25 protein-coding genes are annotated in these 25,046 nt (G+C 54.2%); 13 read left to right on the top strand and 12 right to left on the bottom strand.

Going from position 1 to position 25,046, the window contains the following annotated elements; translation table 11 throughout:
• The 5 genes from J4G78_RS08545 (at nt 1) to J4G78_RS08525 (ending at nt 5,149) form a co-directional block, all read left to right on the top strand.
• Nucleotides 1-432, top strand: a complete 432-nt coding sequence (locus J4G78_RS08545) for a peptidoglycan endopeptidase (RefSeq protein WP_243457278.1) — start codon at nt 1-3, stop codon at nt 430-432.
• Nucleotides 433-2,649, top strand: a complete 2,217-nt coding sequence (locus J4G78_RS08540; RefSeq protein WP_207990112.1) for a phage tail protein — start codon at nt 433-435, stop codon at nt 2,647-2,649. It begins immediately after the preceding gene.
• A 55-nt stretch (nt 2,650-2,704) separates the two neighbouring features.
• On the top strand, nt 2,705-3,178 hold the full coding sequence (locus tag J4G78_RS08535; protein WP_207990110.1) for a DUF2793 domain-containing protein: 474 nt from the start codon (nt 2,705-2,707) through the stop codon (nt 3,176-3,178).
• A gap of 162 nt (nt 3,179-3,340) precedes the next feature.
• On the top strand, nt 3,341-4,447 hold the full coding sequence (locus tag J4G78_RS08530; RefSeq protein WP_207990108.1) for an OmpA family protein: 1,107 nt from the start codon (nt 3,341-3,343) through the stop codon (nt 4,445-4,447).
• Between the two features lie 192 nt (nt 4,448-4,639).
• Entirely contained in the window at nt 4,640-5,149 is a 510-nt protein-coding gene (locus J4G78_RS08525; RefSeq protein WP_310737261.1) for an AHH domain-containing protein, read from the top strand.
• 8 nt (nt 5,150-5,157) lie between these two features.
• Here the strand turns inward: J4G78_RS08525 and purQ are convergent, their stop codons facing one another.
• The 6 genes from purQ to J4G78_RS08495 all read right to left on the bottom strand — a co-directional run bounded on the left by purQ (nt 5,158) and on the right by J4G78_RS08495 (nt 10,895).
• Nucleotides 5,158-5,814, bottom strand: coding sequence for a phosphoribosylformylglycinamidine synthase subunit PurQ (purQ, locus tag J4G78_RS08520; RefSeq protein WP_207990104.1), 657 nt, complete (start codon nt 5,812-5,814; stop codon nt 5,158-5,160).
• Nucleotides 5,815-5,817: 3 nt separating this feature from the next.
• Nucleotides 5,818-6,072, bottom strand: a complete 255-nt coding sequence (purS, locus tag J4G78_RS08515; RefSeq protein WP_207990102.1) for a phosphoribosylformylglycinamidine synthase subunit PurS — start codon at nt 6,070-6,072, stop codon at nt 5,818-5,820.
• Between the two features lie 117 nt (nt 6,073-6,189).
• The gene (locus J4G78_RS08510) at nt 6,190-7,644 is read right to left on the bottom strand and encodes a surface lipoprotein assembly modifier (RefSeq protein ID WP_207990101.1); all 1,455 of its coding nucleotides are present in this window, start codon (nt 7,642-7,644) and stop codon (nt 6,190-6,192) included.
• Between the two features lie 9 nt (nt 7,645-7,653).
• On the bottom strand, nt 7,654-8,901 hold the full coding sequence (locus J4G78_RS08505; RefSeq protein WP_207990099.1) for a HupA family protein: 1,248 nt from the start codon (nt 8,899-8,901) through the stop codon (nt 7,654-7,656).
• 154 nt (nt 8,902-9,055) lie between these two features.
• Entirely contained in the window at nt 9,056-9,835 is a 780-nt protein-coding gene (gene purC / locus J4G78_RS08500) for a phosphoribosylaminoimidazolesuccinocarboxamide synthase (protein WP_207990097.1), read from the bottom strand.
• A 121-nt stretch (nt 9,836-9,956) separates the two neighbouring features.
• Entirely contained in the window at nt 9,957-10,895 is a 939-nt protein-coding gene (locus tag J4G78_RS08495; protein WP_207990096.1) for a DUF4349 domain-containing protein, read from the bottom strand.
• Between the two features lie 314 nt (nt 10,896-11,209).
• On the opposite strand from J4G78_RS08495, the gene parC reads away from it, so the two are divergent.
• Both parC and J4G78_RS08485 read left to right on the top strand, forming a co-directional pair.
• Nucleotides 11,210-13,483 (top strand): DNA topoisomerase IV subunit A, encoded by a 2,274-nt coding sequence (gene parC, locus J4G78_RS08490; RefSeq protein ID WP_207990094.1) that lies wholly within the window; start codon nt 11,210-11,212, stop codon nt 13,481-13,483.
• 186 nt (nt 13,484-13,669) lie between these two features.
• A complete protein-coding gene (locus tag J4G78_RS08485; RefSeq protein ID WP_207990092.1) occupies nt 13,670-14,395 on the top strand; it encodes a PEPxxWA-CTERM sorting domain-containing protein in 726 nt (241 codons plus the stop codon).
• A 107-nt stretch (nt 14,396-14,502) separates the two neighbouring features.
• Here J4G78_RS08485 and J4G78_RS08480 read toward each other — a convergent pair whose 3' ends face one another.
• The 5 genes from J4G78_RS08480 to J4G78_RS08460 form a co-directional block, all read right to left on the bottom strand.
• Entirely contained in the window at nt 14,503-15,342 is an 840-nt protein-coding gene (locus tag J4G78_RS08480; RefSeq protein ID WP_207990090.1) for an SDR family NAD(P)-dependent oxidoreductase, read from the bottom strand.
• A gap of 31 nt (nt 15,343-15,373) precedes the next feature.
• Nucleotides 15,374-16,588 (bottom strand): CCA tRNA nucleotidyltransferase, encoded by a 1,215-nt coding sequence (locus tag J4G78_RS08475; protein ID WP_207990088.1) that lies wholly within the window; start codon nt 16,586-16,588, stop codon nt 15,374-15,376.
• Nucleotides 16,585-17,187 (bottom strand): CoA pyrophosphatase, encoded by a 603-nt coding sequence (locus J4G78_RS08470; RefSeq protein WP_207990086.1) that lies wholly within the window; start codon nt 17,185-17,187, stop codon nt 16,585-16,587. The genes J4G78_RS08475 and J4G78_RS08470 overlap by 4 nt, the downstream gene beginning before the upstream one ends.
• Nucleotides 17,188-17,192: 5 nt before the next feature.
• Entirely contained in the window at nt 17,193-17,771 is a 579-nt protein-coding gene (locus J4G78_RS08465; protein WP_207990084.1) for a DUF1285 domain-containing protein, read from the bottom strand.
• Between the two features lie 76 nt (nt 17,772-17,847).
• A complete protein-coding gene (locus J4G78_RS08460; RefSeq protein ID WP_207990082.1) occupies nt 17,848-18,372 on the bottom strand; it encodes a GNAT family N-acetyltransferase in 525 nt (174 codons plus the stop codon).
• A 164-nt stretch (nt 18,373-18,536) separates the two neighbouring features.
• On the opposite strand from J4G78_RS08460, the gene J4G78_RS08455 reads away from it, so the two are divergent.
• Nucleotides 18,537-19,400 (top strand): DUF1499 domain-containing protein, encoded by an 864-nt coding sequence (locus tag J4G78_RS08455; RefSeq protein WP_207990080.1) that lies wholly within the window; start codon nt 18,537-18,539, stop codon nt 19,398-19,400.
• A gap of 34 nt (nt 19,401-19,434) precedes the next feature.
• Nucleotides 19,435-20,157 carry an extensin-like domain-containing protein gene (locus J4G78_RS08450; RefSeq protein WP_375140363.1) on the top strand — a complete coding sequence of 241 codons (723 nt, stop codon included), beginning with the start codon at nt 19,435-19,437 and terminating at the stop codon, nt 20,155-20,157.
• A gap of 54 nt (nt 20,158-20,211) precedes the next feature.
• On the opposite strand, the gene J4G78_RS08445 is transcribed toward J4G78_RS08450, so the two are convergent.
• Nucleotides 20,212-21,381, bottom strand: a complete 1,170-nt coding sequence (locus J4G78_RS08445) for a PQQ-dependent sugar dehydrogenase (protein ID WP_207990076.1) — start codon at nt 21,379-21,381, stop codon at nt 20,212-20,214.
• Nucleotides 21,382-21,557: 176 nt separating this feature from the next.
• Here J4G78_RS08445 and J4G78_RS08440 point away from each other — a divergent pair, with 176 nt between their 5' ends.
• From J4G78_RS08440 to J4G78_RS08425, 4 genes are all read left to right on the top strand, one after another.
• Nucleotides 21,558-22,892 (top strand): methyltransferase family protein, encoded by a 1,335-nt coding sequence (locus J4G78_RS08440; RefSeq protein ID WP_207990074.1) that lies wholly within the window; start codon nt 21,558-21,560, stop codon nt 22,890-22,892.
• 63 nt (nt 22,893-22,955) lie between these two features.
• Complete coding sequence (locus J4G78_RS08435) at nt 22,956-23,531, top strand: DNA-3-methyladenine glycosylase I (RefSeq protein ID WP_207990072.1); 576 nt, start codon at nt 22,956-22,958, stop codon at nt 23,529-23,531.
• 58 nt (nt 23,532-23,589) lie between these two features.
• Nucleotides 23,590-24,804, top strand: coding sequence for an FAD-binding domain-containing protein (locus J4G78_RS08430; protein ID WP_207990070.1), 1,215 nt, complete (start codon nt 23,590-23,592; stop codon nt 24,802-24,804).
• Nucleotides 24,804-24,983, top strand: coding sequence for a hypothetical protein (locus tag J4G78_RS08425; RefSeq protein ID WP_207990068.1), 180 nt, complete (start codon nt 24,804-24,806; stop codon nt 24,981-24,983). The genes J4G78_RS08430 and J4G78_RS08425 overlap by 1 nt, the downstream gene beginning before the upstream one ends.
• The last annotated feature ends 63 nt before the right edge of the window (nt 24,984-25,046 follow it).

Genomic DNA, 25,046 nt, shown 5'->3' with positions numbered 1-25,046 from the left:
ATGTCATCAGACAAACCGATTGCCAAATCCTCGACGATGATTGCCGAAATGGCTTTGCAGCTATGCGGCACAGATTTTCGGCTCCACGGCCGCAGTGCAGAGCACGGGCTCGACTGCATCGGGCTGGCGGCGCAATGTTTGGGAGCGGCTGATATGGCCTACGATGTCCCCACCGGCTATTCGATCCGCGGCGGCTCAATCGCGCAGATTGCCGAGGTGATGACGCTCGCCGGATTTGCGGCGCTGCCACGCGATGAACCGCTTTGCGAAGGGGATATCGTGCTGGTGCGGCCCAGTCCGATCCAATGGCATCTGATGGTCAGGACCGAAGGCGGCTTTGTCCACGCGCATGCAGGGCTCGGCGAGGTCGTTTTTACGCCCGGCGAGGCCCAATGGCCGCTGGAAGCCATTTTTCGAATTTTGGAGGATTGAATGGCGACTTTGGTTTTGACCGCCGTCGGTACAGCTTTGGGCGGACCAATTGGCGGCGCATTGGGCGGATTACTTGGGCGGCAATTTGATCAGAATGTCCTTTTCAAACCCAAAGGCGTGGAAGGCCCGCGCTTGCAGGAATTGGCCGTGCAGACCTCTAGCTATGGATCGCAAATCCCGCGTATTTTTGGCAGGATGCGTGTCGCCGGAACGGTCATCTGGGCGACCGATCTCAAGGAAACAAGAGAAAGACGGGGCGGCGGCAAAGGCCGCCCCAAGAGCACGATCTACAGCTATTCAGCCTGTTTTGCGGTGGCGCTGTCGAGCCGGACCATAAAAAATATCGGCCGGATATGGGCCGACGGCAAAATTTTCCGTGGCAGCGCCGGCGATTTTAAAACAGAAACCGGCTTTCGCTTTTATCGCGGCCAGGAAGATCAAGCCGTTGACGGCCTAATCGCCAGTGCGGAGGCGGCCAGTGGAACGCCGGCTTATCGTGGCCTGGCGCTGGCGGTGTTTGAGGATATGGACCTGACGGATTACGGCAATCGCATCCCGTCTTTGACCTTCGAGGTTATCGCGGACGACGGGACAGTCAGTCTGGCCGTCATCATTGACGATGTTTCCGGACAAAAGATTAGCGCATCTGTTGACGAACCGCTTCATGGATTTGCAGCGGGCGGCCAGAACCGCCGCGAGGTTCTGGACGCGATTGGTGATAATTTTTCGCTGTCTTTTCAGATGACGTCTTTCCGATCCTGGCCTTCGCACATGATGGAAGCGGCCGCGCGTGATCTGGACCCGGATGCGGTTATATTGCCCATTGGCGATAATATATTGTCCCGGCAAAATGGGCAGCCGGTCGACCGCGCGGAATCCCGAATTTTGCCAGAAACAAAATTGCCCCGGCAATATACGCTGCGCTATTATGATCCCGCGCGGGACTATCAGTCCGGTTTGCAAAATGCGTTTCGTCCCGGGATGAGCAGGGTGGTGCTCGATCGCGACTTTCCCGCCGCTATCTCGGCGGCACAGGCAAAGAATATCGCGCAGACAAAGCTATGGTCGCTCTATCAGGAACGGGTCACCGCGCAGGCCCATATCGCAAGGACTGGAGAGCCAGTCATGCCTGGAACATTTGTTCGAACAGATGATGGCGATGATATCTGGCTGGTCCGGAACTGTGAGCTGAACCATGGCAGTATCGCGTTGGGCTTGTCGAAAGCGACCAGCAGTCTGGTGACCGCAGACAGGCCAACGGACAATGGTCGCCCGGTCAAGGAAATGGATGCTCTGGCAGGGGTTACGCGGCTGGCGTTGATCGATCTGCCTTTTGCGCTGGATGCGCCGATACAAGTATCCGATGTTCCGCGCCTCTATGCCGCGGCTGCTGGCGATATTGGCTGGCGCAATGCCCAGCTTTTCGCGACCGGCCCAAACGGGAGCAATACCGATCTTATCGGGCAGATTGCCGCACCAGCGATCATCGGAACCGCGCCAGCACCAATCGGACCCAGCGGGGCGCATATTATTGACCGGAAGAACAGGCTGGTCGTGCAAATGCACAATCGCAATATGGTTTTGAATGACGCGGACAGGGCGCAGTTGTCGGCCGGCTATAATATCGCGGCTATTGGCGCGGAAATTTTCCAATTTGGCTTTGCCAAACCGATTGGCGATGGCCGGTTTCTTCTATCCTATTTCTTGAGAGGTCTGGGAGGTACCGAAAAAGAAATGGATCGCCACAGCGCGGGTGAGAATTTTGTCTTGCTCGACGGTTCCAGTCTGACCGAGATTGATCCCCGTCATTATGTTCCGTCGCAGCCTGCTGGGATTGCGGCGATCGGCAGGGGAGACGAGGAGGCGGTATCGCAGGTGATCGATGACCCGGGACGCGCGCTCAAGCCCTGGTCTCCGGTGCACCCGCGCTTTGCTTTCAATAGGCTCGATGATCTGGAAATCAGCTGGACCCGGCGGTCGCGGGCTGGACTGGCATGGCCGGATAATATCGAAACGCCCCTGGCAGAAGAGACAGAGCAATACCGGATAACGATCGGCTCCAACGCACCGGTCGAACAAGCGCAGCCATCTGTCGTCATTCCGGCGGATCAGGTTCAAGATTATCGGGATACCGGCGCGGCCATGCTGCCGATCAAGGTACAGCAGGTTGGCCGCCATGATATCTCCGATCCTCTATCATTCACTGTCAAAATATAGGTTGAAACGGGGAGCAACTGTCCCCGGTCCGTTTTGTCTATTCAAAGGAAAATAAATGACAATATTTGAAACCGCGCGTTTTGCCTTGCCCTTGTTAGCCGCAGGACAGGCCCACAAGGAGCTTTTTCATAATGAAGCGCTTCTATTACTTGATTTTTTGATCCATCCCGTGGTTCAGGCTGTTGCCGATGACCCGCAGATATTGTCGCCCGTTGCTGGCCAATCCTGGCTGGTCGGCCCATCGCCCGTGGCAGAATGGAGCGGAAGATCCGGGCATATCGTCGGATGGTCTGATGGTGGCTGGCATTTTGTTAAGTCACAGGAATCGATGAAGATTATGGTGATCGAAACCAACCAATCAGCGGTTTATCGCGATGGCGAATGGCATTTTATCGAGGCTATTAATGTGCCGGTTGATGGCGCTATTGTGGATATTGAAGCCCGATCCGCAATCGATTCGATTTTGGCCGTTTTAAGAATAGCGACGATTCTACCGCAAATCCCGTCCAATGATTCTGGTTCCGGCTAACAATTTAGCCGGATTGCAGCACCTTAGAAGGCATTTTTTCCAGTAAATCACGAAAATGGCGACATTTTCGCAACAGTTACGTGATTTGTCGGCTTGCGCTGTCTTTGGGGAAAGGTTACAAAGCGCCGTGAATTCAGAACCTAAATGAGAAGGGGAATATAAATGCGGAAGCTTGCCATAGGATTGGCGCTTGCCTCCACGGCGCTCGCTTCACCTGCCCTGGCCCGTGATGGCCAATGGTATGTGGGCGTAGAAGGCGGCGCGATGCTGGTTGAAGATATTACATCGGACATCGGCACAAATAATAATACTTCAGAAGTTGATCATGACATTGGTTATGACTTTGACGGTATCGTAGGTTACGATTTCGGCGGTTTCCGTCTGGAAGCGGAAGTTGGCTACAAAATGGCCGCTGCTGATCGTCTTCAGATCGGCGCGCCAGGCGTTCCAAGCAATGCTAATGGAACTGGCACTTTTGCTGGCACCACCGACATTAACGGCGAAGTCAATGCATTGAGCTTCATGCTCAACGGTATGCTCGACTTTGGCGACGATGACGGCATTCAAGGCTTTGTCGGCGGCGGTGTTGGTGTGGCTCGTACCGAGATCACCAATATTCTGGCCGGACCGTATCTTGACGATTCGGACACCGGTTTTGCTTGGCAGGCGATTGCAGGTATCCGTGCGCCACTGAGCGACAGCTGGGACGTTGGTCTGAAATATCGTTTCTTCAACGCGGACAAGATCGACCTGGTTGACCAGCGCGGTCTGGACGTCAGCACCCGTTTGCGGACACACTCCGTATTGGGTAGCTTGATCTACAACTTTGGCGGCGAGCCAGAGGCACCACCACCACCGCCTGCTCCGCCACCACCACCGCCTCCACCGCCACCACCGCCGCCGCCACCGGCTGCAGTATGTGCGCCTGGACCGTATATCGTGTTCTTTGACTGGGATCAGTCAGACATCACGCCAGAAGCAGCTACTGTTCTGGATAACGCGGTTACAGCTTATGGTGATTGTGGTTCGGCCCAGGTTATGTTGGCGGGTCACGCTGATAAATCTGGTTCCGCTAGCTACAATGTTGGTCTGTCCCAACGTCGTAACGCTTCGGTTCGGGCTTATCTCGAATCACGCGGCATCGGCGGCGGAGCGATCTCCAGCGAAGCCTTCGGTGAATCGCGTCCTCGCGTTGAAACCGCAGACGGCGTTCGTGAGCCACAAAACCGGCGTGTTGAAGTTATGTATGGTCCTGGTTCAGGAAACTAATAACTTTCAATCTCGAAATAATGAAAAGGGCTGGTCTTCCGACCGGCCCTTTTTTTGTTTATATGCACTGATTTTGCTGCCCGGTGGGCATACGCATTATTACCAAGATAAATAGCACCAATATCGACCAATTGGTTCACGTCATGACACCGTTGATACTTGACTGCAAAGCCGCAACCACCTTTCCTGCGGATGATGGCTATCACTCGTTTTTCTGCGGTAAACCGAAAAAATGCAGTGGGATATAATCCCAACTATCAACGCCATCATCTGATACCGCTGCAGGCGGCTTCGATGACCGATATTATCAAGCCGCTAAATGACGATCTATCAGACAGTTTCGACTTTGATGACTTCGATCGAAACGGGGTTCTGCTGCCATCTGATGAACAAACAGCTTTAGAAACCGGGCGCCCGCTGCATCGCGGGCCCCATCCACGCTATAATGAATTGGTGATCGACCGCCTGTTTTTGATTGTCAGGCTTAGCGAGCAAATCGCAGGCGAGGCAAAACGACAAGAATTTTTCCGCTTCCGGATCGGCTTGTTGCAACTGGCGCTGCGGCATGCCCTTCTCGGAAAAGGGTTGGCGCAGCTCCGCCTGAACAAAAGGGATCCTGGGCCCGCTTCCGATGCGTTTCGGGATTTGGATGCCTGTATCGACACACTTTATGTGGCAACCCGGTGGCCGCCGGTAAAATAATGATCGGATTAGCCTAAAAGACTTTGGAACAATCGCAAGCCGTCAGTCCTGCCATGTTTGCTATCAATAGCCCGTTCGGGATGCGGCATCATGCCCAGGACATTGCCTTCAGCATTGAAAACACCCGCAATATTGCGTGCAGAGCCATTGATATTTTCGGCATAGCGAAACGCGACTTGACCATTAGTTTCCAAACGGTCCAAGCTTTCATCATCTGCAAAATAATTACCATCGTGATGGGCCACAGGAATCGAAATTGTCTCACCTGCCTTATAGCCAGATGTAAATGCCGAACCGGCCCCATCAACGGTCAGCACCGCATCCTTGCAGATAAATTCAATATTCTCGTTACGCATTAAAGCGCCCGGCAACAGGCCGATTTCCGTCAATATCTGGAAGCCATTGCATATACCCAGAACCTTGATCCCTTTGCGAGCTGCCTGCACCACAGCATCAATAATATTGGCGCGAGAAGCCATCGCACCTGACCGCAAATAATCTCCATAAGAGAATCCGCCCGGAATCGCGATAATATCGAGCCCGTCAGGCAGCGCGCTATCACCGTGCCACACCATATGCGGCTTCTTCCCGGTGACGGTTTCCAGCGCGACGGCCATATCGCGATCGCAGTTGGAACCAGGGAAAACAAGTACAGCGGATTTCATCGGTCAGGCTTCTTCTGTCGCTTGATCGGTCAGTTTCTCGATTTCAAAATTTTCTATCACGGTATTGGCGAGCAGCTTTTCGCACATTTTTTTAAGGTCGCTGTCGCTTGTATCATCTGCAACATCCAGCTCGATAAGCTTACCCGCGCGAACATCTTTCACACCTTTGAAATCCAGACTTTCGAGCGCGTGATGAATGGCTTTGCCCTGAGGGTCGAGGACACCGTTCTTCAATGTCACAAATATTCTTATCTTCATGAATCTCGCTTTTCCGATGGCCGACGTGATGCGCTATTTCCTATAGCGTGGTCGCCGCAAGGAGCAAGAGTTGGTTGTCGGGCGATGCCAAGAATAGCCATCGCAAATCAGCTACCGTCAGAAAAACTTCGCAAGTTTGAAATTCACCCGGTGCCGGTTCATCTGGTACAGGTCATAATTGCTGTCGACGCGCGAATAATTATAATCGACGGACGGCGAGAAACCGAGAAACTTGATTTTGCGGCTGCCAATATAGGCACGACCGAAACTCCGCCAGTCTTTGCGTTTTTCCCTTGAATAGAAATCCTCAACCTCGTCAAAGGTGGACCGACTGATACTCCCCGATACACCGGCATTCAAACCGAAGGGTAGCTCGCCGCCAATTCCCAAGTTCACGCCATAATTTAGATTGGAATATTCGTCCGATTTGAGAAGACTGCGTTGGGCAAAAACGCCGGCGGTTGCGATTAGCGATTTGCCAATCAGATGCTCATATGTCGCATTGCCGCCGATTTGCCAGCCGCTAAAGCTATCACTCAACTTCGATTCGGTTCGGCGACCATCCAATTGAATACCAAGACGCTGCCCCTGACTGAGAGCTGCTTGAAAGCCCATGCGACCTCCATATTCCCGAGTGACCAATCGCCCGCCATACCAACGCTGCTGGCCGACAGCCTGCAACGAAATGCTGGCATAACGCGCGATGCGAAATTCTGGGCCGGCCGCGATTTGACCAATAATATCGTCCGATGCCTTGCCTTTATAGTTGATAACTCTGGTTTCTGCATCAAACAGAAAGGCAAGTCTGTCGCTCGCTTTCAAACGCACACCGCCGGAAAATCCTGCGGTCTGGCCGATACCAGAGGTTTGCCTAGCGTCCTCATCCAGCGTCAAATCTCGCTTTCCGGGACCGAAGATTGGGCTGATGACTTCAGGATATACATCGATGGTCTCGGCATTGGTCGCACCGTTAATATTGGTATCGGGCGCAAAGCCAAAATCGAAACTGAAGCGCCAAACGCGCTGATCTCTTAAAATGCTGCGGGTATTGCGGATGGTTCGGGCTATTTCATCCGGCAAATTGTCATCATTTTGCGCCAGGCGAAAATGATAATCCGCGCTCGCCTCTTTTCCGCTCATTAAATAGGAGCGTGCGAGTTCCAACCGAACTCTGGTCTGTCCGGGATTCTCGTCAAGAATGGAACGGAACGTTTTGATCGCCTTTTTCAGATCGCCGGTTTCGACCGCAATATAGCCGGCCAGAAATTGCTGTTGCATCCGCAAACCTGGCACTTGTCCAAGAACTTCAACCAACGGCAGTGCGCGGTCATATTCTTTGGCTTGAACCAGCGCTTGTGCTTTGGCCAGCAGCTGCGCAGGGGTAACCTGAAATCGACAGGTTCCGGTTGCATCGCATTTCGGCGTCGATGCCGGAACGATATTATTTGCTGCGATTGCTGCACCACCATCATCGCTGATCGCGTCCTCAGCGACCGCTGGCACAGCGCATAGAGAAGCGGCGAGACCGCCTCCCATCAGAAGCGCTCGTTTTGTGGCAACCTGTAGGGACATGTTTGGTCCTTAGTTTCCGTTCCGGCCAACAAAGGTCCCGAGAATATCAATCCGCTCATCTGGCGTGCCGCCGACAATACGATACCCGCCGCCAATCTCTTCACCATTGGGGCCATAGAAGGCGCCATCAATGCTCGATCCGGCGATGTTTATGTCCAGACGTCCTCCGCCCGGATTGACAACCCATGCTTCATTAAACTGACCTAAAAAACCGCCCGCTGCGACCAGATCGATCTGGCCAGCACCGTTGGCGCGGAACTGCGCATTTTCGAAAACGCTGTGCGCCCGGCTGGTGCCGTCGAACAACGGGGCGCTAACATTGCCATCAAGCGACAGCGAAAATGTGTTGGCGCCGAAATCGATGGCGGTCGTTGCCCGGCCTGCGATCCATTGGAAATAGGTGTCGGTGTTGCCGATTGCATCCGGCAGGTTGTTAAATACCATCGAGGCTAGCATTGCGCCTTCGAAAGAGCCTGTACCGGTTGTTGGAATGGCATCAGTTGCCGTCAGCTCGCCGTAAGCAAAAGCACCACGTTCGAATGTATTGGTTTGGGTTAATATGGTGCTGGTGCTGCCATCTGCATTGTCTATTTCGGATTGAACGACGCCGGCCGTGTTGCGGAGATAACCAGCAAATGTAACATGTTGGGTCTCCGTGCCAGGGGTCTGGTAGAAGAACGTGGTCACATCACGGCTACCGGGTGCCCCAGTGTCGATGAGATCAAAAATAAATTCTCCGCCGGGTCGGCGTGTAAGATTATTGCTGCTGCCTGCTTCAAGATAGTTGATTCCCTCAAATCCGAAAGCCGCGGATTCCAGATCGGGTGTGCCGAATTGCGGTTCTAGCGCCCCGCCAAAATCGGTACGATGCAAGGGATCTTGAAACCGACTGGTAGCAGATGTGCCGGCCAAGCCATTTGAGAAGCTGACATTAAAAATAGCGTCACGCGGGTTATAATCGACGGAAAGATTAGAGTTCCGAACGGTTTTCGCATCGCCTCGATAGAGCTGTGCGCCTTGGCTAGCGCCGGGTCTGCCAGCTTCGATTACCTGATATTGATAGCTGTGTGTACTTCCAACTGCTTTGTAGGTCCTCTGTTCGGTCGGATTGACAAATGTATGGGTTTCCCCGCTGCCATCTCCGACACCGCCGCCACCTGATCCGGTTGGGGGAGCGCCGCTGCCCGCTGACTGGGGGCCGGCGCCGCCGCATGCGGCAAGCATTGTTGTACTGGCTAACAAGATCAAAAGGCGCATCGGAAAAATTCCTCACATGAGTTCCACATGAGGGCGGTGCTATCAGTCTAATGGTTAAATTCGCGTAAACCATCGGGTTAATTTATGGCTGTTTTGCCCGCCCCTTGAGCGGACAATGCGCATCATCATTTAACAATAGCCCGAAAAACTATGGTTACTTTCCGCGCTTTTTCCGTTCACTATCAAGATCGAGTACTTCGCTGAGGCCGCCTTCGGGGAATAACCCCATGCGCCGGGCAACTTCTTGATATGCTTCGGCTTCTCCGCCCAAGTCGCGGCGGAACCGGTCCTTGTCGAGCTTCTCATTGGTCTCGATATCCCACAGCCGGCAGCCATCCGGGCTGATTTCGTCGGCCAATATGATGCGAGAAAAATCGCCGTCAAAAAGTCGGCCAAATTCCAGCTTGAAATCGACCAATTTTATGCCGATTCCGGCAAACATTCCGGCCATGAAATCGTTAATGCGGATCGCCATCGCGGAAATATCCTGCATTTCCTCCTGCGTGGCCCAGCCGAAACAGGCAATATGTTCTTCCGCCACCAGGGGATCGCCCAGCGCATCATCCTTGTAGCAATATTCGAGCAAGGTGTGCGGCAGCGGCGTGCCTTCCTCAATGCCCAGACGTTTGCTTAAGGATCCCGCGGCGACGTTGCGGACGATGACTTCAATCGGGACAATCTCGACCTGTTTGACCAATTGTTCGCGCATGTTGAGGCGGCGGATGAAATGGCTGGGTATGCCGATATGGCCGAGCAGGGTAAAAATATGCTCGCTCACCCGGTTGTTGATCACGCCCTTGCCGCTGATCGTGCCCTTTTTCTCGGCATTGAAAGCGGTCGCATCATCCTTGAAATATTGGATGATCGTGCCGGGCTCGGGTCCTTCATAGAGGATCTTGGCCTTGCCTTCGTAAATTTGGCGACGACGGGACATAACGGGTTCCTACTCACAGGAAGAAGGTTCAAAAACCAAGCCCCGATCGTGCGAATCAACAGATCCGGACCGATCGGGGCAAGCTCGGGCTTTCTATAAGCCAAAGCGGTCAGCGGTGCAATCAGTCCTCTGCTGGGGAATCTTGTTTGATTTTATGGCCCCAAAAGGTGCGATCTGCGCCCTTGAACCGGCGGCGCAGATAGATGGCGAGCGCAAGCAGCAATATCCACGGCAATGTGACCGCAATCAGCGTGATCAGCGCCCCGATGGAATAGCCGAGCATCGATGATATGTCGTTAAATGACTCGCGAATGGGTCCGGAGAAGCTGCCGGAGCCCGGCGCGCTGGAATAATAGTTGATGATGACCGTGCTATAGGCCACGCGCCCGCGCATTTCCTTTAGCCAGCTGCGCGCCTGGTCAATCTCTTCATTGACATCGGTCACGGCGCGTTCGGCCTCGACCAGCTCCGCAACCGTGCCCTTGCGTGTGCGCAGCAATTCGGTCAGCCGCTGGGACAACAGCACCCGGCTGCGCAGGCGGGCTTCGGTATCGACGATTTTCTTGGACAGGTCTTCGCCGGCAATGGTCGCGGAAATCTGGCTGCCGCCGCTTTGATCGACTGCTTCGGCCAGCCGCTCGCCAAAAGCAGGGGCCTTGGGCGCCGCGACTTCGAGATGGAGGTTGCCGGTGCCATATTCCCCTTCGCCGCCGCTATTGGACATGTTGAGCACGCGGCAGCCATTGTCGGGCATCTGGTTGCACAGGGCGATATGGGCCTGCTGCGCTGTGGGAATTTCGGCGGAGGGCAAGCGGAAACCATAGTCATATTTATAGGCGATCTGGGGCTTGCTGACCGGAATTTCGGTGCTGTTCTCGGCGCCTTCTTGCGGTGGCGACATGGCAGCAGCAGGTTCCGCCTGCATCGCGCCATCAGCGGCGGATTGCGTGATGTCCGCCTCGGCCATATCATATTGCACTGCCGCTTCATCGACCCCGCTGCACGCCGCGAGGCCGAGCATCGCTGCGGCCGTCAATGTTGTGAATATAGTCTTGCGCATGGCATCACTCCTCCAACTTTGGGGCAGCAGGTTTAGGGCGTGATTCGAATAAGTCAACGACGAAACGTGTATTTTTGTCGATGAATTGCTGGAGTGCAGCCGTACCCCGGCGCAGGCCGAGGCCCATCTTCTGTCCAGGAATTCTACGCCGCGGATATGGAACATGCAGAGCGCGATGACGCGCCCACCATCACGGTTCCGATCAGGCAACCCGTTCGGAGATGGACCCCGGCCTGCGCCGGGGCACGCCTATCATCTTTGCGGCACCACTTTCCCACTACCCAGCGCAAATTCACCCTGCTATCGCTCAATCCATGAGTGATGTTACCGATGCGCCTGGCGCTGAACCTGAAGATGAATTTGACGCGATTGTGGATGCGCCTTTTGATGCGGCGCTGTCTGAGCGCTACCTGATCTATGCGATGTCGACGATTACCGCGCGGTCGCTGCCCGATCTGCGCGATGGGCTGAAGCCCGTGCATCGCCGCCTGCTCTGGGCGATGCGGCTGCTGAAACTCGATCCGGCGCAAGGCTATAAGAAATGCGCGCGCGTGGTCGGGGACGTCATCGGTAAATATCATCCCCATGGCGACCAGTCGGTCTATGACGCGATGGTCCGTCTCGCGCAGAGTTTTGCGATGCGCTATCCTTTGGTCGACGGGCAGGGCAATTTCGGTAATATCGACGGCGATAATGCCGCGGCCTATCGCTATACCGAGGCGCGCCTGACCCGCACGGCGATCGAGCTGATGCATGGCCTCGACGAAGGCACGGTGGATTTCAAGCCCACTTATAATGGCGAAGATGAAGAACCGGAAATCATGCCGGGCCTGTTTCCCAATTTGCTCGCCAATGGCGCAAGCGGGATCGCGGTCGGCATGGCGACCAGCATCCCGTCGCACAATGTTCATGAAATTATCGATGCCGCGACCTTGCTGATTGATAGCCCCAAGGCGGAACATGTCGAAATTATGGCGATCATAAAGGGGCCTGATCTTCCCACTGGCGGCACGCTGGTTGATCCGAAATCGGTCATTGATGCGGCTTATGAAAGCGGTCGCGGCGCGATGCGTGTGCGGGCGAAATGGGAAAAGGAAGATGCTGAAGGGCGCGGCGCGTGGCAGATTGTCGTCACTGAAATTCCTTATCAGGTCCAAAAGGGCAAGTTGATTGAGCAGATTGCCCAGATTATTGCGGATAAAAAGCTGCCCATATTGGCAGATATCCGTGACGAATCCGATGAAGACGTGCGTATCGTGCTCGAACCGAAAAGCCGCGCGGTCGACCCCGGTGACCTGATGAACGCCTTGTTCCGGATGAGTGATCTGGAAAATCGTTTCTCGCTCAACATGAATGTGCTCGACAAGGACCGCACGCCCAAGGTCATGGGCATAACCGAAGTCCTGAAACAATGGATTGTCCATCAGATCGAAGTTCTGGTGCGCCGTTCGCGCCACCGCATGGATAAGATTGATGCGCGGCTGGAGCTGCTGGAAGGCTATATCATCGCCTATCTTAATCTCGACCGCGTGATCGAGATTATCCGCAATAATGACGAGCCGAAACCAATGCTGATGGAGGAGTTCAAGCTTAACGACCGTCAGGCAGAGGCGATCCTCAACATGCGGTTGCGGTCGTTGCGCAAGCTTGAAGAAATGGAGCTGCGCAGTGAGCGCGACAAGTTGCTCGAAGAACGCGAGGGTCTGGAAAAGCTGATCGACAGCCCGGCGCGGCAGAAGACACGGCTCAAAAAAGATCTTGCCGCGATGCGCAAACTCTATGCCGAGGATACCGCGCTGGGTGCGCGCCGCACGATGCTGGAAGAAGCAGCGCCTGCGCGCGAAATTTCGCTAGAAGCGTTTATCGAGAAAGAGCCAGTCACTGTGATCATGTCGCAGCGCGGCTGGATCAAGGCGATGAAGGGGCATGCGGATCTCAGCGCGCCCGAAAGCTTCAAGTTTAAGGAAGGCGACGGCCCGAAGTTTGCATTCCATGCACAGACGACCGACAAGTTGCTGATGTGCTGTGACAATGGCCGGTTTTACACATTGGGCGCGGACAAATTGCCTGGAGCCCGAGGCTTTGGCGAGCCGGTGGCCTCGATGGTCGATATGGATCCGGGCACCGAGCCGATTGCGATGATGGCGGCGGATATGGCCGGCAAGCTGCTCATCGCCTCCACCTGGGGCCGCGGTTTCATCACCCATATCAAAGATGTGGTCGCCGAGACTAAGAAGGGACGGCAAGTCGTTAACCTGAAAGGCGATGCGAAATTGCTGGTGGTACGGCCAGTGCCAGAGGGCGCAGATCATATCGCGGCGATTGGCGAGAACCGGAAACTGGTGGTCTTTGCGCTGTCCGAAATGCCGGAAATGGCCAAGGGACAGGGCGTTATGCTGCAACGTTATAAAGACGGCGGACTATCTGACGCCACGGTGTTCAAGCTGGAAGAAGGCCTGAGCTGGGCAATGGGCGGCGATACCGGCCGCACCCGCACCGAACATGACCTGACCATGTGGCGGGTAGCCCGCGGGGCGGCTGGGCGTTTGCCGCCGACAGGTTTCCCGAAGACGGGGAAGTTTGATTGACGTGTAACGCAAAGTCTCATTTTGACACAGACTTGTAAAAGGTTAACAAATCCTTGCTAAAAATTTGACTTTGCACCCTTTTTTAGGCCAGTTGCGGTTCAACGAATGGTCGTGAGGGGTCGCGCTCGATTCGATTTCGTCAATTTTAACGTTTTAACGCCGGTCGTTCTGGCGAAGGGAAATATGATGAAGAAATTTTTCGCAGCGCTGGCACTATCTGCAGCCACAATTGCGCCAGCAAATGCCGGTATTGTCTTTTCAGACAATTTTGATGGTGAAAACGGCGGCGCTTCGCAGCTAAACTACACCGGCTATGCCAATTTTAATACAACCGGCAGTGGTTCGACCGATTTGATTGCAAGCGGTGGTTTTGGAATCTCATGCGTGACCGGATCGTGCATAGATTTGGATGGTTCGCCTGGGCCTGGAACCCTTACAAGTATCTCTTCTTTTGCGTTCAATACAGGTGATCTCGTTCGGCTTTCTCTCGATGTGAGCGGTAATCAGCGAAATGCTGGACAGTCCGATAATTTCTTTGCCGGATATTCTTTTGGTGGCGTCACAACCGAAATTTTTAATATTGGCTTTAGCAGCGGCGGTGGCGATGTCATCCTTGCGCCAACACTGTCTGACGAAGGCTTTCAGTTCTCCTTCTCGGATATCGCAGGCAATGATCCATTTTCTACGCGGTCGCTTTTCTTCACCGCCGGCCAAGCCGGATCATTGACCTTCAATTTCGGTTCGCTAAGCGCAGACAATGTTGGTCCCATCGTAGACAATGTTGTACTGGAAATTGGTGCGCCGGTTCCAGAGCCAGCAACCTGGGCGTTCATGATCTTTGGCTTTGGTCTCGTCGGCAGCGCGCTGCGTCGTAATCGCAAGTCGCTGACGGCCAAACCAGCTTTGGCATAAATTCTTTGATCCAGCGTTGCTGGGTCAAGGTTCGATATTAAAAAGGCTCCCCGTTGATGCGTGGAGCCTTTTTCTATGGTCGTGCGGTAAGCTGGAGGTGTGTCATATTATTGCGCGTCCTTTTCCTGAAACGCTGGAAATTCAGAACAGGCATCATAGTCGGCATTGATCATCGCGTGGCGATAATCAATGGCTCCGGAAAATTCGGGATGGGTGAAGATATAGAGCCGGTCTGCTTCAACGCATTGCGCGGTCCATTCCGCGACGTCGGCGGGGTCGATTCCGGCGTCGATGACAGCAGCCATTTCCTTGTATCGGGGATCGCTCTCGTCGCTTCCGCCCGTGGGTTTGTCAAAAGCGCTGCGGTGAATGTTGGTTTTGACCCATGCCGGACAGAGGATGCTGACACCGATATTACTGGGTGCCAGTTCCTGCTTCAAAGCTTCAGAATAGCCAACTACCGCGAATTTGGTCGCGTTATAAGGCGCCATTCCCGGTGCGGCACCGTGACCGGCCATCGAAGCGGTGTTGATGAAATAACCGCCTTCGCCGTGGCTTTGGATCAGCGGCGTGAATATCTCCACACCATGTGCCACGCCGATTAAATTGATGTCCACGATCCAGCGCCAGTCTTTCATCGCGATTTGGCCGGGTGTGCCGCCCAGGGCAACACCGGCATTGTTGACCACGATATGGACTTTGCCGAACCGATTAATCGTTGCATTGGCGGCATCACGGACCTGTGCCTCGTCCGCGACATCGCATAAGACGGTGCCGACATCAGCGCCGCTTGCAGTCAGCGCAGCTGCGGCTTTGTCCAATTTGCCCTGATCGATATCGGCCAACATAATCCTGGCGCCGCGCGCCGCCAGCGCACTTGCAATGGCAAGTCCAATACCGCCCGCCCCGCCGGTGATAAAACTGACCATGTCCTTTTTGATTTCCATATATTTGTCCTTTTGCGATCGTATTGGGGGGCTAAGCGTTTTCTATGATCTGGCGCGCAAGCGTGCGTACGCGATTTTCGCCGGGAAAACCCTCGGCAATCCAAGCGGCTTCAACGGCCTCCAGGCTCTTTGCCACAATCGGCCCGGGTTCAAGGCCTATGGCTATCAAGTCGCCGCCCGTTATAGGAAAGACCGGTTTGACCCAGTCATCTAGTTTGGCGAGGCCGGTGCCGAGTTGGTCATCTGCGGCAAAGAGCAACGCGATATCCTGTGCAGCATCCTTGCCATATTGATAGGCGATCGCGGGAATATTTGGAACATGGGGTTTCGAAGCCGTCAACCGGTTGGCCACAGCCCGGCGCATTTTCTTTGAAAATCTGAGGCTGGTGACAATCTCTATCGCCTTGTTTGCATCTTTGGGAAGCAGGCCAACCAAGCGCCTTATCGGATCGGGCGGGATATTATGTGCTTCTTCGCGCAAGATCAACATAGCCAATATCTCTCCCGCATTGGCATCAATTTCAGACACAATATTGGCAAAGACATCCGCCTGTATCATCTCCTGTACGGCATAGACCGGATCAGCGGCACCGAGCAGTTTCATCAACTCGTCCGCCACCCGTTCGCGCGACAATTTGGAAAGCTCGCGCGAAGCGTTGCGGCAGGCATCAAATGTCGCCTGGTCGATAGCATGTTGTCCGAACCGCGCGAGAAAACGGAAATAACGCATGATCCGCAGATGATCCTCGGCGATCCTTTGTTCCGCAGACCCGATGAAGCGGATATGGCGCTTTTCGAGATCGGCCAACCCGCCAAAATAGTCAGAGATTTCCAGCGTTTCTGGATCGGCAAATAGCGCGTTGATGGTAAAATCCCGCCGCGCGGCATCTTCTTTCCAGTTATCGCTAAACGCCACTGTCGCACGCCTCCCGTCCGTCGATACATCGCGGCGCAGCGTGGTGATTTCCACCGGGCCATCGTCGGTGACAGCCGTTACGGTGCCATGTTCAATGCCCGTTGGAACTGCCTTGATGCCTGCTTGTTTCAGCCGCGCCATAACAGCGTCTGGTTTCAACATTGTGGCGGCGTCGATATCTTTGACCGGCAGCCCCAATACCGTGTCGCGCACCGCGCCGCCGACAAAGCGCGTGGCGCCCTTATGGCCATCGAGAACTGTGATCAAATCTTTCAATGACTGTCGCTGATGCCAAGAGGCATGCGGCATTTTTTGTGGCGGTAATGTCATGATGTCCAATCCAGTCGCTTCGACAAATTGACCAATATACCGGCGGTAATTCCCCAGATGCGGCGCTTTTGCCAATTAATCTGGTAATATTCGCGCCGCTCGCCGCGCCATTCGCCGACATGCGCGGCTTGGTTTTTCGGATCGAGCACGAAATCGAGCGGTGCTTCAAACCAGTCGTCCACCTCCTCTGGACAGGGTATGAGCGGCAGGTCGGGCGGGATAACAGCTAATATCGGCTGGATATTATAGCCGCTGCCCGAATGATAGCGGTCGGTTGGCCCGATAATGTCGACCTGCGCGGGGTCAAGGCTGACTTCCTCATTCGCTTCACGCAGGGCTGCGTCAATGGCATCCTTGTCCTCGGGATCAATCTTGCCGCCGGGAAAAGCGACTTGTCCCGGATGATTGCGCATATAATCAGGTCGCTGGACCAATATGACGCCGGGTTTCGGTCGGTCAGTGATTGCGATGAGCACGGCGGCATCTCGCAAGCTGTCCAAATCTTTAACGAAATCACGTTCGTCGGACAGCGCATGATCCAGATTATTGGCATGACCGCTTTTAAGCGCCCGCGCTAAATGTGCCCTGAGATCAGGCATGCCCGTCATTCTGGTTTATCGATCGGGAAAAAGGCACCGTGACTCCATAAACCGAACGGATCAAGATCATCAGCCAGCGCCTGTTCGGCCAGCTCATAGTAAACCGGTCGTGCTAATACAGCCTCCAGACCGCCGCGGACGTGCAGATAAGGGCGGCCATCTCCATTGGATTTTGGGTCAGCCTTGGGAAAGCTCAGTTTATGCCAGTCATCGGCGATGACCAAGTGATCGGTATTGAGGCGGAAGGCGAGCTTGCGCGATGGGCCTTCACCTTCACTCTCCATCTCGACTGCAACAAATGGCGCATCTTCCACCTGAATATGGAGCTTTTGATAAGGTGTCACCAGCGCATAGCTATTGTCTTTCTCGTGCCGCAGCAGCGTGGAAAAAGCGCGCACCATGGCGGGGCGGGTGATCGGTGATCCCTGATGAAACCAGGTGCCGTCAGCGGCGATGCGCATTTCACTGTCACCCGTTTCCGTCGGCGCCCACTGGTCCACCGGTGGTAATGTCTGGGCTTCGACCATTTCTGCAATATCGGAAAGCGAGAGGGAGGCGAGTTCGGGCGGCGGTGTATAAGGCATGGTTATGGCCTATTGCGGGTGAGGGGCCGTGTAAAGTGCTGGCTTTAAGTGAGATAATGACGCGGCCGCCAATCCATCATGCGGGGTCGGGTTTCTGCCACGGCCCCAGCTTACCCTTTTCAGGCAATGGCGCATCTTTTGGAGCACGCACCAGCAATCGCTCCGGGTCCCATGGACCAGGCAGGGTCCATCCGCCAGTGCGTTCAGGCGAGAAATTGAAGAAGCGGTCATAATAAGCTGGATCACCGATCATCACGAGCGGAAGGCTCTCATCCTGTTGCAATTCTTTAAGCAGGCCGTTCATAAGTGCCTGTCCAATGCCGTCGCCCTGGCAATCGGGATAGACGGCGACCGGCCCCACCATGATCATCGGATGCATTTTTCCTTTGTCATCGGTGAGCGCAACTGGCCAGCATTGCAAAGAGCCTAGCAGTTCGTTGGCGGCCATGTTGACAGCCGCGACACTCAACCCTTCCAGCATCTCCATGCCTTCCCGGACCTTGTAGGCCGTGCGCTGGCTGCGGCGCTTGCCGAACGCGGCGTCAAGCAGATCTTCGACCAGCGCAGGATCAATTTCGGCAAGGGGTATGATGGTCGTCAAATCACGGATCCAATATTGTGGAGCATCTCAAGAGGACAGGCGTTTAACGCTATTGAAGGGTGCTGTCGAGCGGCACATTGAAAGGAACCGGTCAGGGCTTGCAGTGTTGATTGCACTATGGCGTAACCATGTCTAAAAGAAAGAAATTCAAGGGAGCAAGACGCGTGAACAACCAACAGGACCAGCAATCACAAATGGATCAGTCTAGTGCTGATACCAGCGGATCAGCGGCCGGAAAACTGGCCATTTTACGGAAGGATCTGAAAGGCTGGACAGTATTGGTTCTGGCCTTGGCTGCTGTCATCGTATTTTTTGGCGCGGCTTTTGGGGCTGGCATTGGTTTATGGGGCTGGCAAGCGGGTCTCGGCGCATTGCCATGGACCGGTCTGGTGGCTCTGATCGCTTTGATCATTGCTATCATCGGGATCATATTGGATCGCCGGAAAGATCGCAAAACCCGCTGGCCGTTACTTGGTCTTGGCACGATCGTTTCTCTGGGTTTCATTGGTTACCTGGCGAGCTATGCGATAACGATTGCGTCGCTGCCTGCGATCCACGACATCACAACCGATCTGGCTGACCCACCGCAATTTTCTGCTCTGACATTGCGGGCGGATAACTGGGATAATATTCCTGGTGCTGATGACAGTGCAATGCGCGGAATGAACCCGCGTCAGCGCTGGGCCACCGTTCACCAGGACGCTTATCCTGACATCCGCTCGGTGAGAATTGACCGGCCCGTTTCAGAAGTGATTGAAAAGGCGAAACGGCTAGCAGAAGCGCGTGGCTGGGAAGTCGTCAGCGTTGATCCGGCGTCAGGCAATCTGGAGGCGACGGCAACCATATCGCTGTTCCGGTTCAAGGATGATGTAGTGATCCGCGCCCGTTCAGCGGAAAATGGTGCATCCAGCATTATTGATATGCGCTCTGTATCTCGGGTGGGTGTCCATGATCTTGGCGCCAATGCCAAGCGGGTGCGCCAGTTCCTGAGTGATCTTTCGGGCACCACCACTGCTGCTTCGCGATAGATTTAGCGCCGAGGACCGGTGACCAATGACGCTGTTGCGATGGGTCAGAGGTTCGATCAGATTTCTCATATATCTTTCGATTTTGGCGGTTCTCGTGCTGATTGCACTGTCCTATCTGCGGCAGCGGCCGCAGGACTTACCCTGGACGGAGCTTCGTCTGGATCACCCTATCGGGATATTTACCGGCAGAAAACTGGCCAAGCTGGGAGATGATTTTGCCGGCTGCCGGATGCTTTTGGATGCCGCCGGCGTTGTTTACGAACCCTTGCCGCCTGTCGGTACTGATCAATGTGTTCGGGACGACAATGTCCGGTTACTGAAACCGGGAACCGGGCAGATAAGCTTTGCTCCGCAAACAGTGGCGCCCTCATGTCCCGTGGTAGCAGGACTGACAGTCTGGCAGGATCAAGTGGTCCAACCTGCTGCAAGGGAAATTTTCGGGCAGCGCGTGGTGAGCATCCGTCATCTCGGTTCGTATAGCTGCCGAACAATTGCTGGCGGCGACGCCTGGAGCGAGCATGCAACGGGCAATGCGATTGATATCGCCGCGTTTACGCTCGCTGATGGTACGGTGATTTCTTTGAGCGGGCATTGGGATGAGGACGGACCGAAAGGCAGGTTTCTCCGCATCATTCGCGATGGATCTTGTGATCTGTTTTCCAGCGTGCTGTCGCCAGACTATAATGCCGCGCATGCCGACCATTTTCATTTTGATCAGGCACAGCGCGGCACCATGGGTTATCGCATCTGCCGTTAGCTAATGATCAACATGGTTTGCGAAGCTTAACTTGGCATCGGTATCTTCGACCGCTTAACGGCTGGTTGGTGTCAGTTTTAGCAGCCGGCCCCCTTCACCATCTTCCAGTACCCATAGAGCGCCTTCGGGTCCCTGTTCAACTTCGCGAATGCGTTGGTCCATAGCATAGCGCTCTGCCTCTTTTGCCGTTTCGCCATCAAAGGATACACGAATAATCGCCTCACTTGCGAGGCCCCCGATAAAGGCATTGCCCTTCCATGCCGGAAAGAGATCGCCGGAATAGATGATCATTCCCGACGGCGCGATGGTTGGAACCCAGGCTATTTTTGGTGCAGCAAATTCCGGGCGCGTGTCATGATTGGGTATTTTCTTGCCATCATAGTGATCGCCTTCGGAGACGATGGGATAGCCATAATTGGCGCTGCGCTGAACCAGATTCAGCTCATCACCGTCTTTTGGCCCCATTTCCTGGTTCCAAAGTCGCCCTTCGGCATCAAAAGCCATGCCGAGAATATTACGGTGGCCCAACGACCAGATTTCCGGAAGCGCATCGTCCTGACCTACAAATGGGTTATCTTGTGGGACACTGCCGTCGGGGAAAAGCCGGACAATCTTGCCAAGGTTTCCGGTCATATCCTGCGAGGGATCGAATTTTTGACGCTCACCTGATCCAATGAAAAGATATTTGCCATCGGGCGAGAATATCATGCGATGGGAATAATGGCCGCGCCCGGTCACTTTCGGGTTTTGGGTCCAGATGGTTTTCAGCTCTTTTAAATCCGGCTGGGTGCCTTGCAAATCAAGCTTGGCATGAGCCACAACCGCGCCGCGCGTATCATCATCGCCGCTTTCGACCCAGCTCAGATAAATCAGGCCGCTAGTTTCAAAATCAGGCGCGAGAATGACGTCACCAAAACCGCCCTGACCACCATAATCAACCTCGGGCACATTGCCGATTTCGGTCTTGGCGCCTTTCTGGTCTACCAGCAGCAGCTTGCCTTTCTTTTCTGTGACCAGCATTCGGCCATCAGGCAGGAAAGTCATCGCCCAAGGCTCGTCAAAGCTGGCCACTTCCGCTTTTTCAAAAGGTTTGCGATCGACCGGCGAGATATCGGACGAAGCCTGCGCCTCCTCCGAGCCACTTTTTGTAGCCTGGGCATCGTCGCCGTTGCTGCAGGCGATAAGAATGATTGATAATCCAGTAGCGAGGGTGAGATTTCTCATTTTGGTTCCCATGATCATTTTATGTAGTGATCCAATAATTTATAAAGTGGTCGAAAAATTTGCGAACTAGCAATTACGCAGAAAATATAGCGGATTACGTCAGTAATTCCTAGAATATTCGGGTCCAAAACCGATGTTCACTGGTTAATTACCATTTCTGGTTAAAGGCCTGTGCTATGTCTGCACGCAAATCAGAGGTCCACGATCCGCGTCCGCCGTCGGCGGTGTCGGCTGGCGTGGGTGTAGCAGGTCTGTTTGGTTTGGTGTCCTGGATATTGATTGCGCGGCAATATGGCATGGACGGCCCTTATTCGGCGCTGGTCGCTTGCGCGGCTTGCGGAGTTCCGATGGTGATCTGGTCATTATTATATGACAAGGTGCATTTGCGCGCATCCACTGGCATTGATTGGAAAAACCCGAAACCGCTCAAACAGACATTTGATATCAGCGTGGCCAAGCTAGCGGGCCTTTGGGGAACCTGGGCGATTATTGCCCTCGTTTACTGTGTAGGTCGCTGGTATTGGACCGGTCAATATCAGTTCTCGATGGACATGATGGAGGCTGCTGCGCCGTTCCTATTGGGCCTGTCCATTCCCTATGTGATGTGGATGGACCGGCGGTTTGTTGAACCACGTGACGGTGCCTGGCATTTCGGGCAATTTCTGATGGGCGCAGGCAGCAAAGAGCGCGGCGGTGAATATGATCGCGAACAGATTTATCACCACCTGCGTGCTTGGGCTGTAAAAGGCTTTTTTCTTGCGTTCATGATTTCGATCGTACCGGGCGGATTTGGCGATATTGTGCGCCTCGACCTAGCGCAGGTCATGGGTAATCCCGTGGCCATCGCCCATTGGCTGATTATCGCGATGTTTGTGGTCGACGTGCAGTTCGCCACGGTGGGCTATCTGCTAACGATGAAGCCGCTGGATGCACATATCCGCACGGCTAATCCTTATCTTGCGGGCTGGGTTGCCGCGTTGATTTGCTACCCACCATTTATTCTGATGGACGGTCCGCTCAACTATCATGTCAACACCGCGGATTGGGCCTTTTGGCTGGAAGGGCATGATATTCTGCTGGCGATATGGGGTGGGATATTGGTTATCCTGACCGCGATATATGCCTGGGCGACGGTGGCTTTCGGTCTGCGTTTTTCCAACCTTACCCATCGCGGTATCCTGACCAACGGACCTTATCGGTTTACCAAACATCCGGCCTATGTCGCTAAAAACCTCTATTGGTGGCTGGCGACCATGCCGTTTCTCGTCACCTCAAGCAGCTTTACCGATATGGTGCGTAATACCGTCATTATCGCGGCGGTTAGTGGTGTTTATTATTGGCGAGCGAAAACGGAAGAAAAACACCTGCTGAATGATCCCGCTTATAAAGAATATGCCGAATGGATGGACCGCAATGCACCTATCCCGCGCGCGATTAACTGGTTAAAAGTGAAGATCGGCTGGTGGCCGCCGGCGGAGAAGCCAGACCAGGAAATCCAACCAGCCGAATAAGCCAGCAAAATGGCAATGCCATAGGGGCTTCCCAAAGGCTTGGCACCGCCATAAGCTCCAACCATGACAGTAATCGGCACAGACGGAAAACATCGCTGTTTCGGCGGACAAGCAGGCAAAGAATTTTACGGCGTCTATCATGACGAGGAATGGGCGGTTCCCGAACATGATGATCAAACACTGTTCGAAAACCTGATATTGGAAGGCGCGCAAGCGGGCCTTAGCTGGGAAACCGTGCTGCGGAAACGGGATGGTTATCGCCGTGCTTTTCACGGTTTTGATATCGCCCGCGTGGCGGCGATGACCGATGATGAGCTGGAGGCGCTGCGTGAGGATGAAGGGATTATCCGAAACCGGCTGAAAATCTATTCCACCCGCAAAAACGCTTTGGTCTTTCTGGATATACAAAAGGAATTTGGTAGCTTTGACAATTGGCTATGGGCGCATGTCGACGGCACGCCGATAGTCAATCGGCCTAAGAACGGTTCCGAAATGCTGGCCACATCCCCGATTAGCGACGCTATCTCGAAAGACCTGAAAAAGCGCGGGATGAGCTTCGTCGGCAGCACGATCATCTACGCCTATATGCAGGCGATTGGCATGGTCGATGATCATATGGCAGATTGTTGGCAGGCTTGATCTACCTGTCCGAACGGCACAGTTGGCAAGCGTCAGCATAGCTGCGATAGGGGCGGCAATGACACAACACCAACCAACAAGAGCCGCCGCTTTATCGCGGCTTGCCAATTTTACCGCCAATATGGGTCATAATTACGCGCATAAACGCAATTTTGACTATGGCGCGGATGCTGATATCGAACAGGATAAATGGCGTGATAATGTTTCGAAGCTATCGCCTTATATCCGGCACAAACTGCTTACCGAACAGGAATTGATAGCGGCGGCGATCAAGGCCCATGGTGCGACGGGTGCCGATAAATTTGTCTCGGAAGTGCTCTGGCGTGGCTATTTTAAAGGCTGGCTGGAACAGCGGCCGGAAGTTTGGGCCGACTATGTCACGAGCCGGGATGCCGCATTCAAACAGCTGAAAGCGCAGGGCGGTCTTCGCAAGATTTACGAGCAGGCGACCGAGGGGCGGACCGGTATCGACGCGTTTGATCACTGGGCGAAAGAGCTGGTCGAAACCGGTTATCTCCATAACCATGCGCGCATGTGGTTTGCTAGTGTCTGGATTTTTACGCTGAAGCTGCCTTGGCAACTGGGCGCAGATTTTTTCCTCCAGCATTTGTTGGACGGCGACGCGGCATCTAATACCTTGTCATGGCGCTGGGTTGGCGGATTGCACACCAAGGGTAAAACCTATCTCGCGACCAAAGAGAATATCGCGCAATTTACCGATGGGCGTTTTGCGCCGACAGGCTTGGCCGCCGAAGCGATCCCGCTGGAAGAAGACAAAAATTACAAGTTGCGGCCGCTCAAAATACCACCTGCACCGCCTGCCGCCTCGGCCTTTGCGCTTTTGGTGCATGAAGAGGATTGCCATCCCGAGAGCCTCATATTGCCGCAAAAACCATCGCTGATCCTTGGTGTGAGTGGACCAGATGGCAAGAGCCCCAAGGGTGTTTCGGAAAAGGTCAGTGCATTTTCAAACGGAGCCGTTAGCGATGCTGTGACCCGTGCTGCAGCGCATTTTGATTGCGATAGCGTGATGTGGAACAAGGGCGAGAAACTGAGGGATGTATTGGCCAATGCAAAGCTGGAACGGCTATTGTCGCCATGGCTGCCGGTAGGAGCGCTGAAAGATGCCATTGGCAAGGAAATCAACGGAAATAACGTCCGGTGGATAATCCGCGATTATGATGCCGCGATCTGGCCCTTGGCCACAAAAGGGTTCTTCCCGGTCAAGAAAAAGGCGCCAGACGCACTGCGCGGCATAGGAATGGAGCTATAATGAAAGAGCATTTTGAACGCCACAAACAGCCATGGAACAGCGAGGAAATCCAGAAGCTCCATGCTTTTGCGAAAAAGGGTATGACTTTGAAAGCGATATCCAAAGCGCTGACCCGTAGCGAAGAATCGATCAAGAAACGCGCCCAGGCTGACAAGGTGAAGATAGCAAAGAAGCGCTAGCATATGTGCTAGCCAGTAAACCTATGTAAAATAGGCATAATAGTAAAATATTTACGATTATCC

This window comes from Parasphingorhabdus cellanae (genome assembly GCF_017498565.1).
In the GTDB taxonomy this organism is placed as follows: Bacteria; Pseudomonadota; Alphaproteobacteria; order Sphingomonadales; family Sphingomonadaceae; genus Parasphingorhabdus; species Parasphingorhabdus cellanae.
The sequence above is the reverse complement of the archived record's forward strand: the minus strand, read 5'-3'. Positions and strand labels throughout refer to the sequence as shown.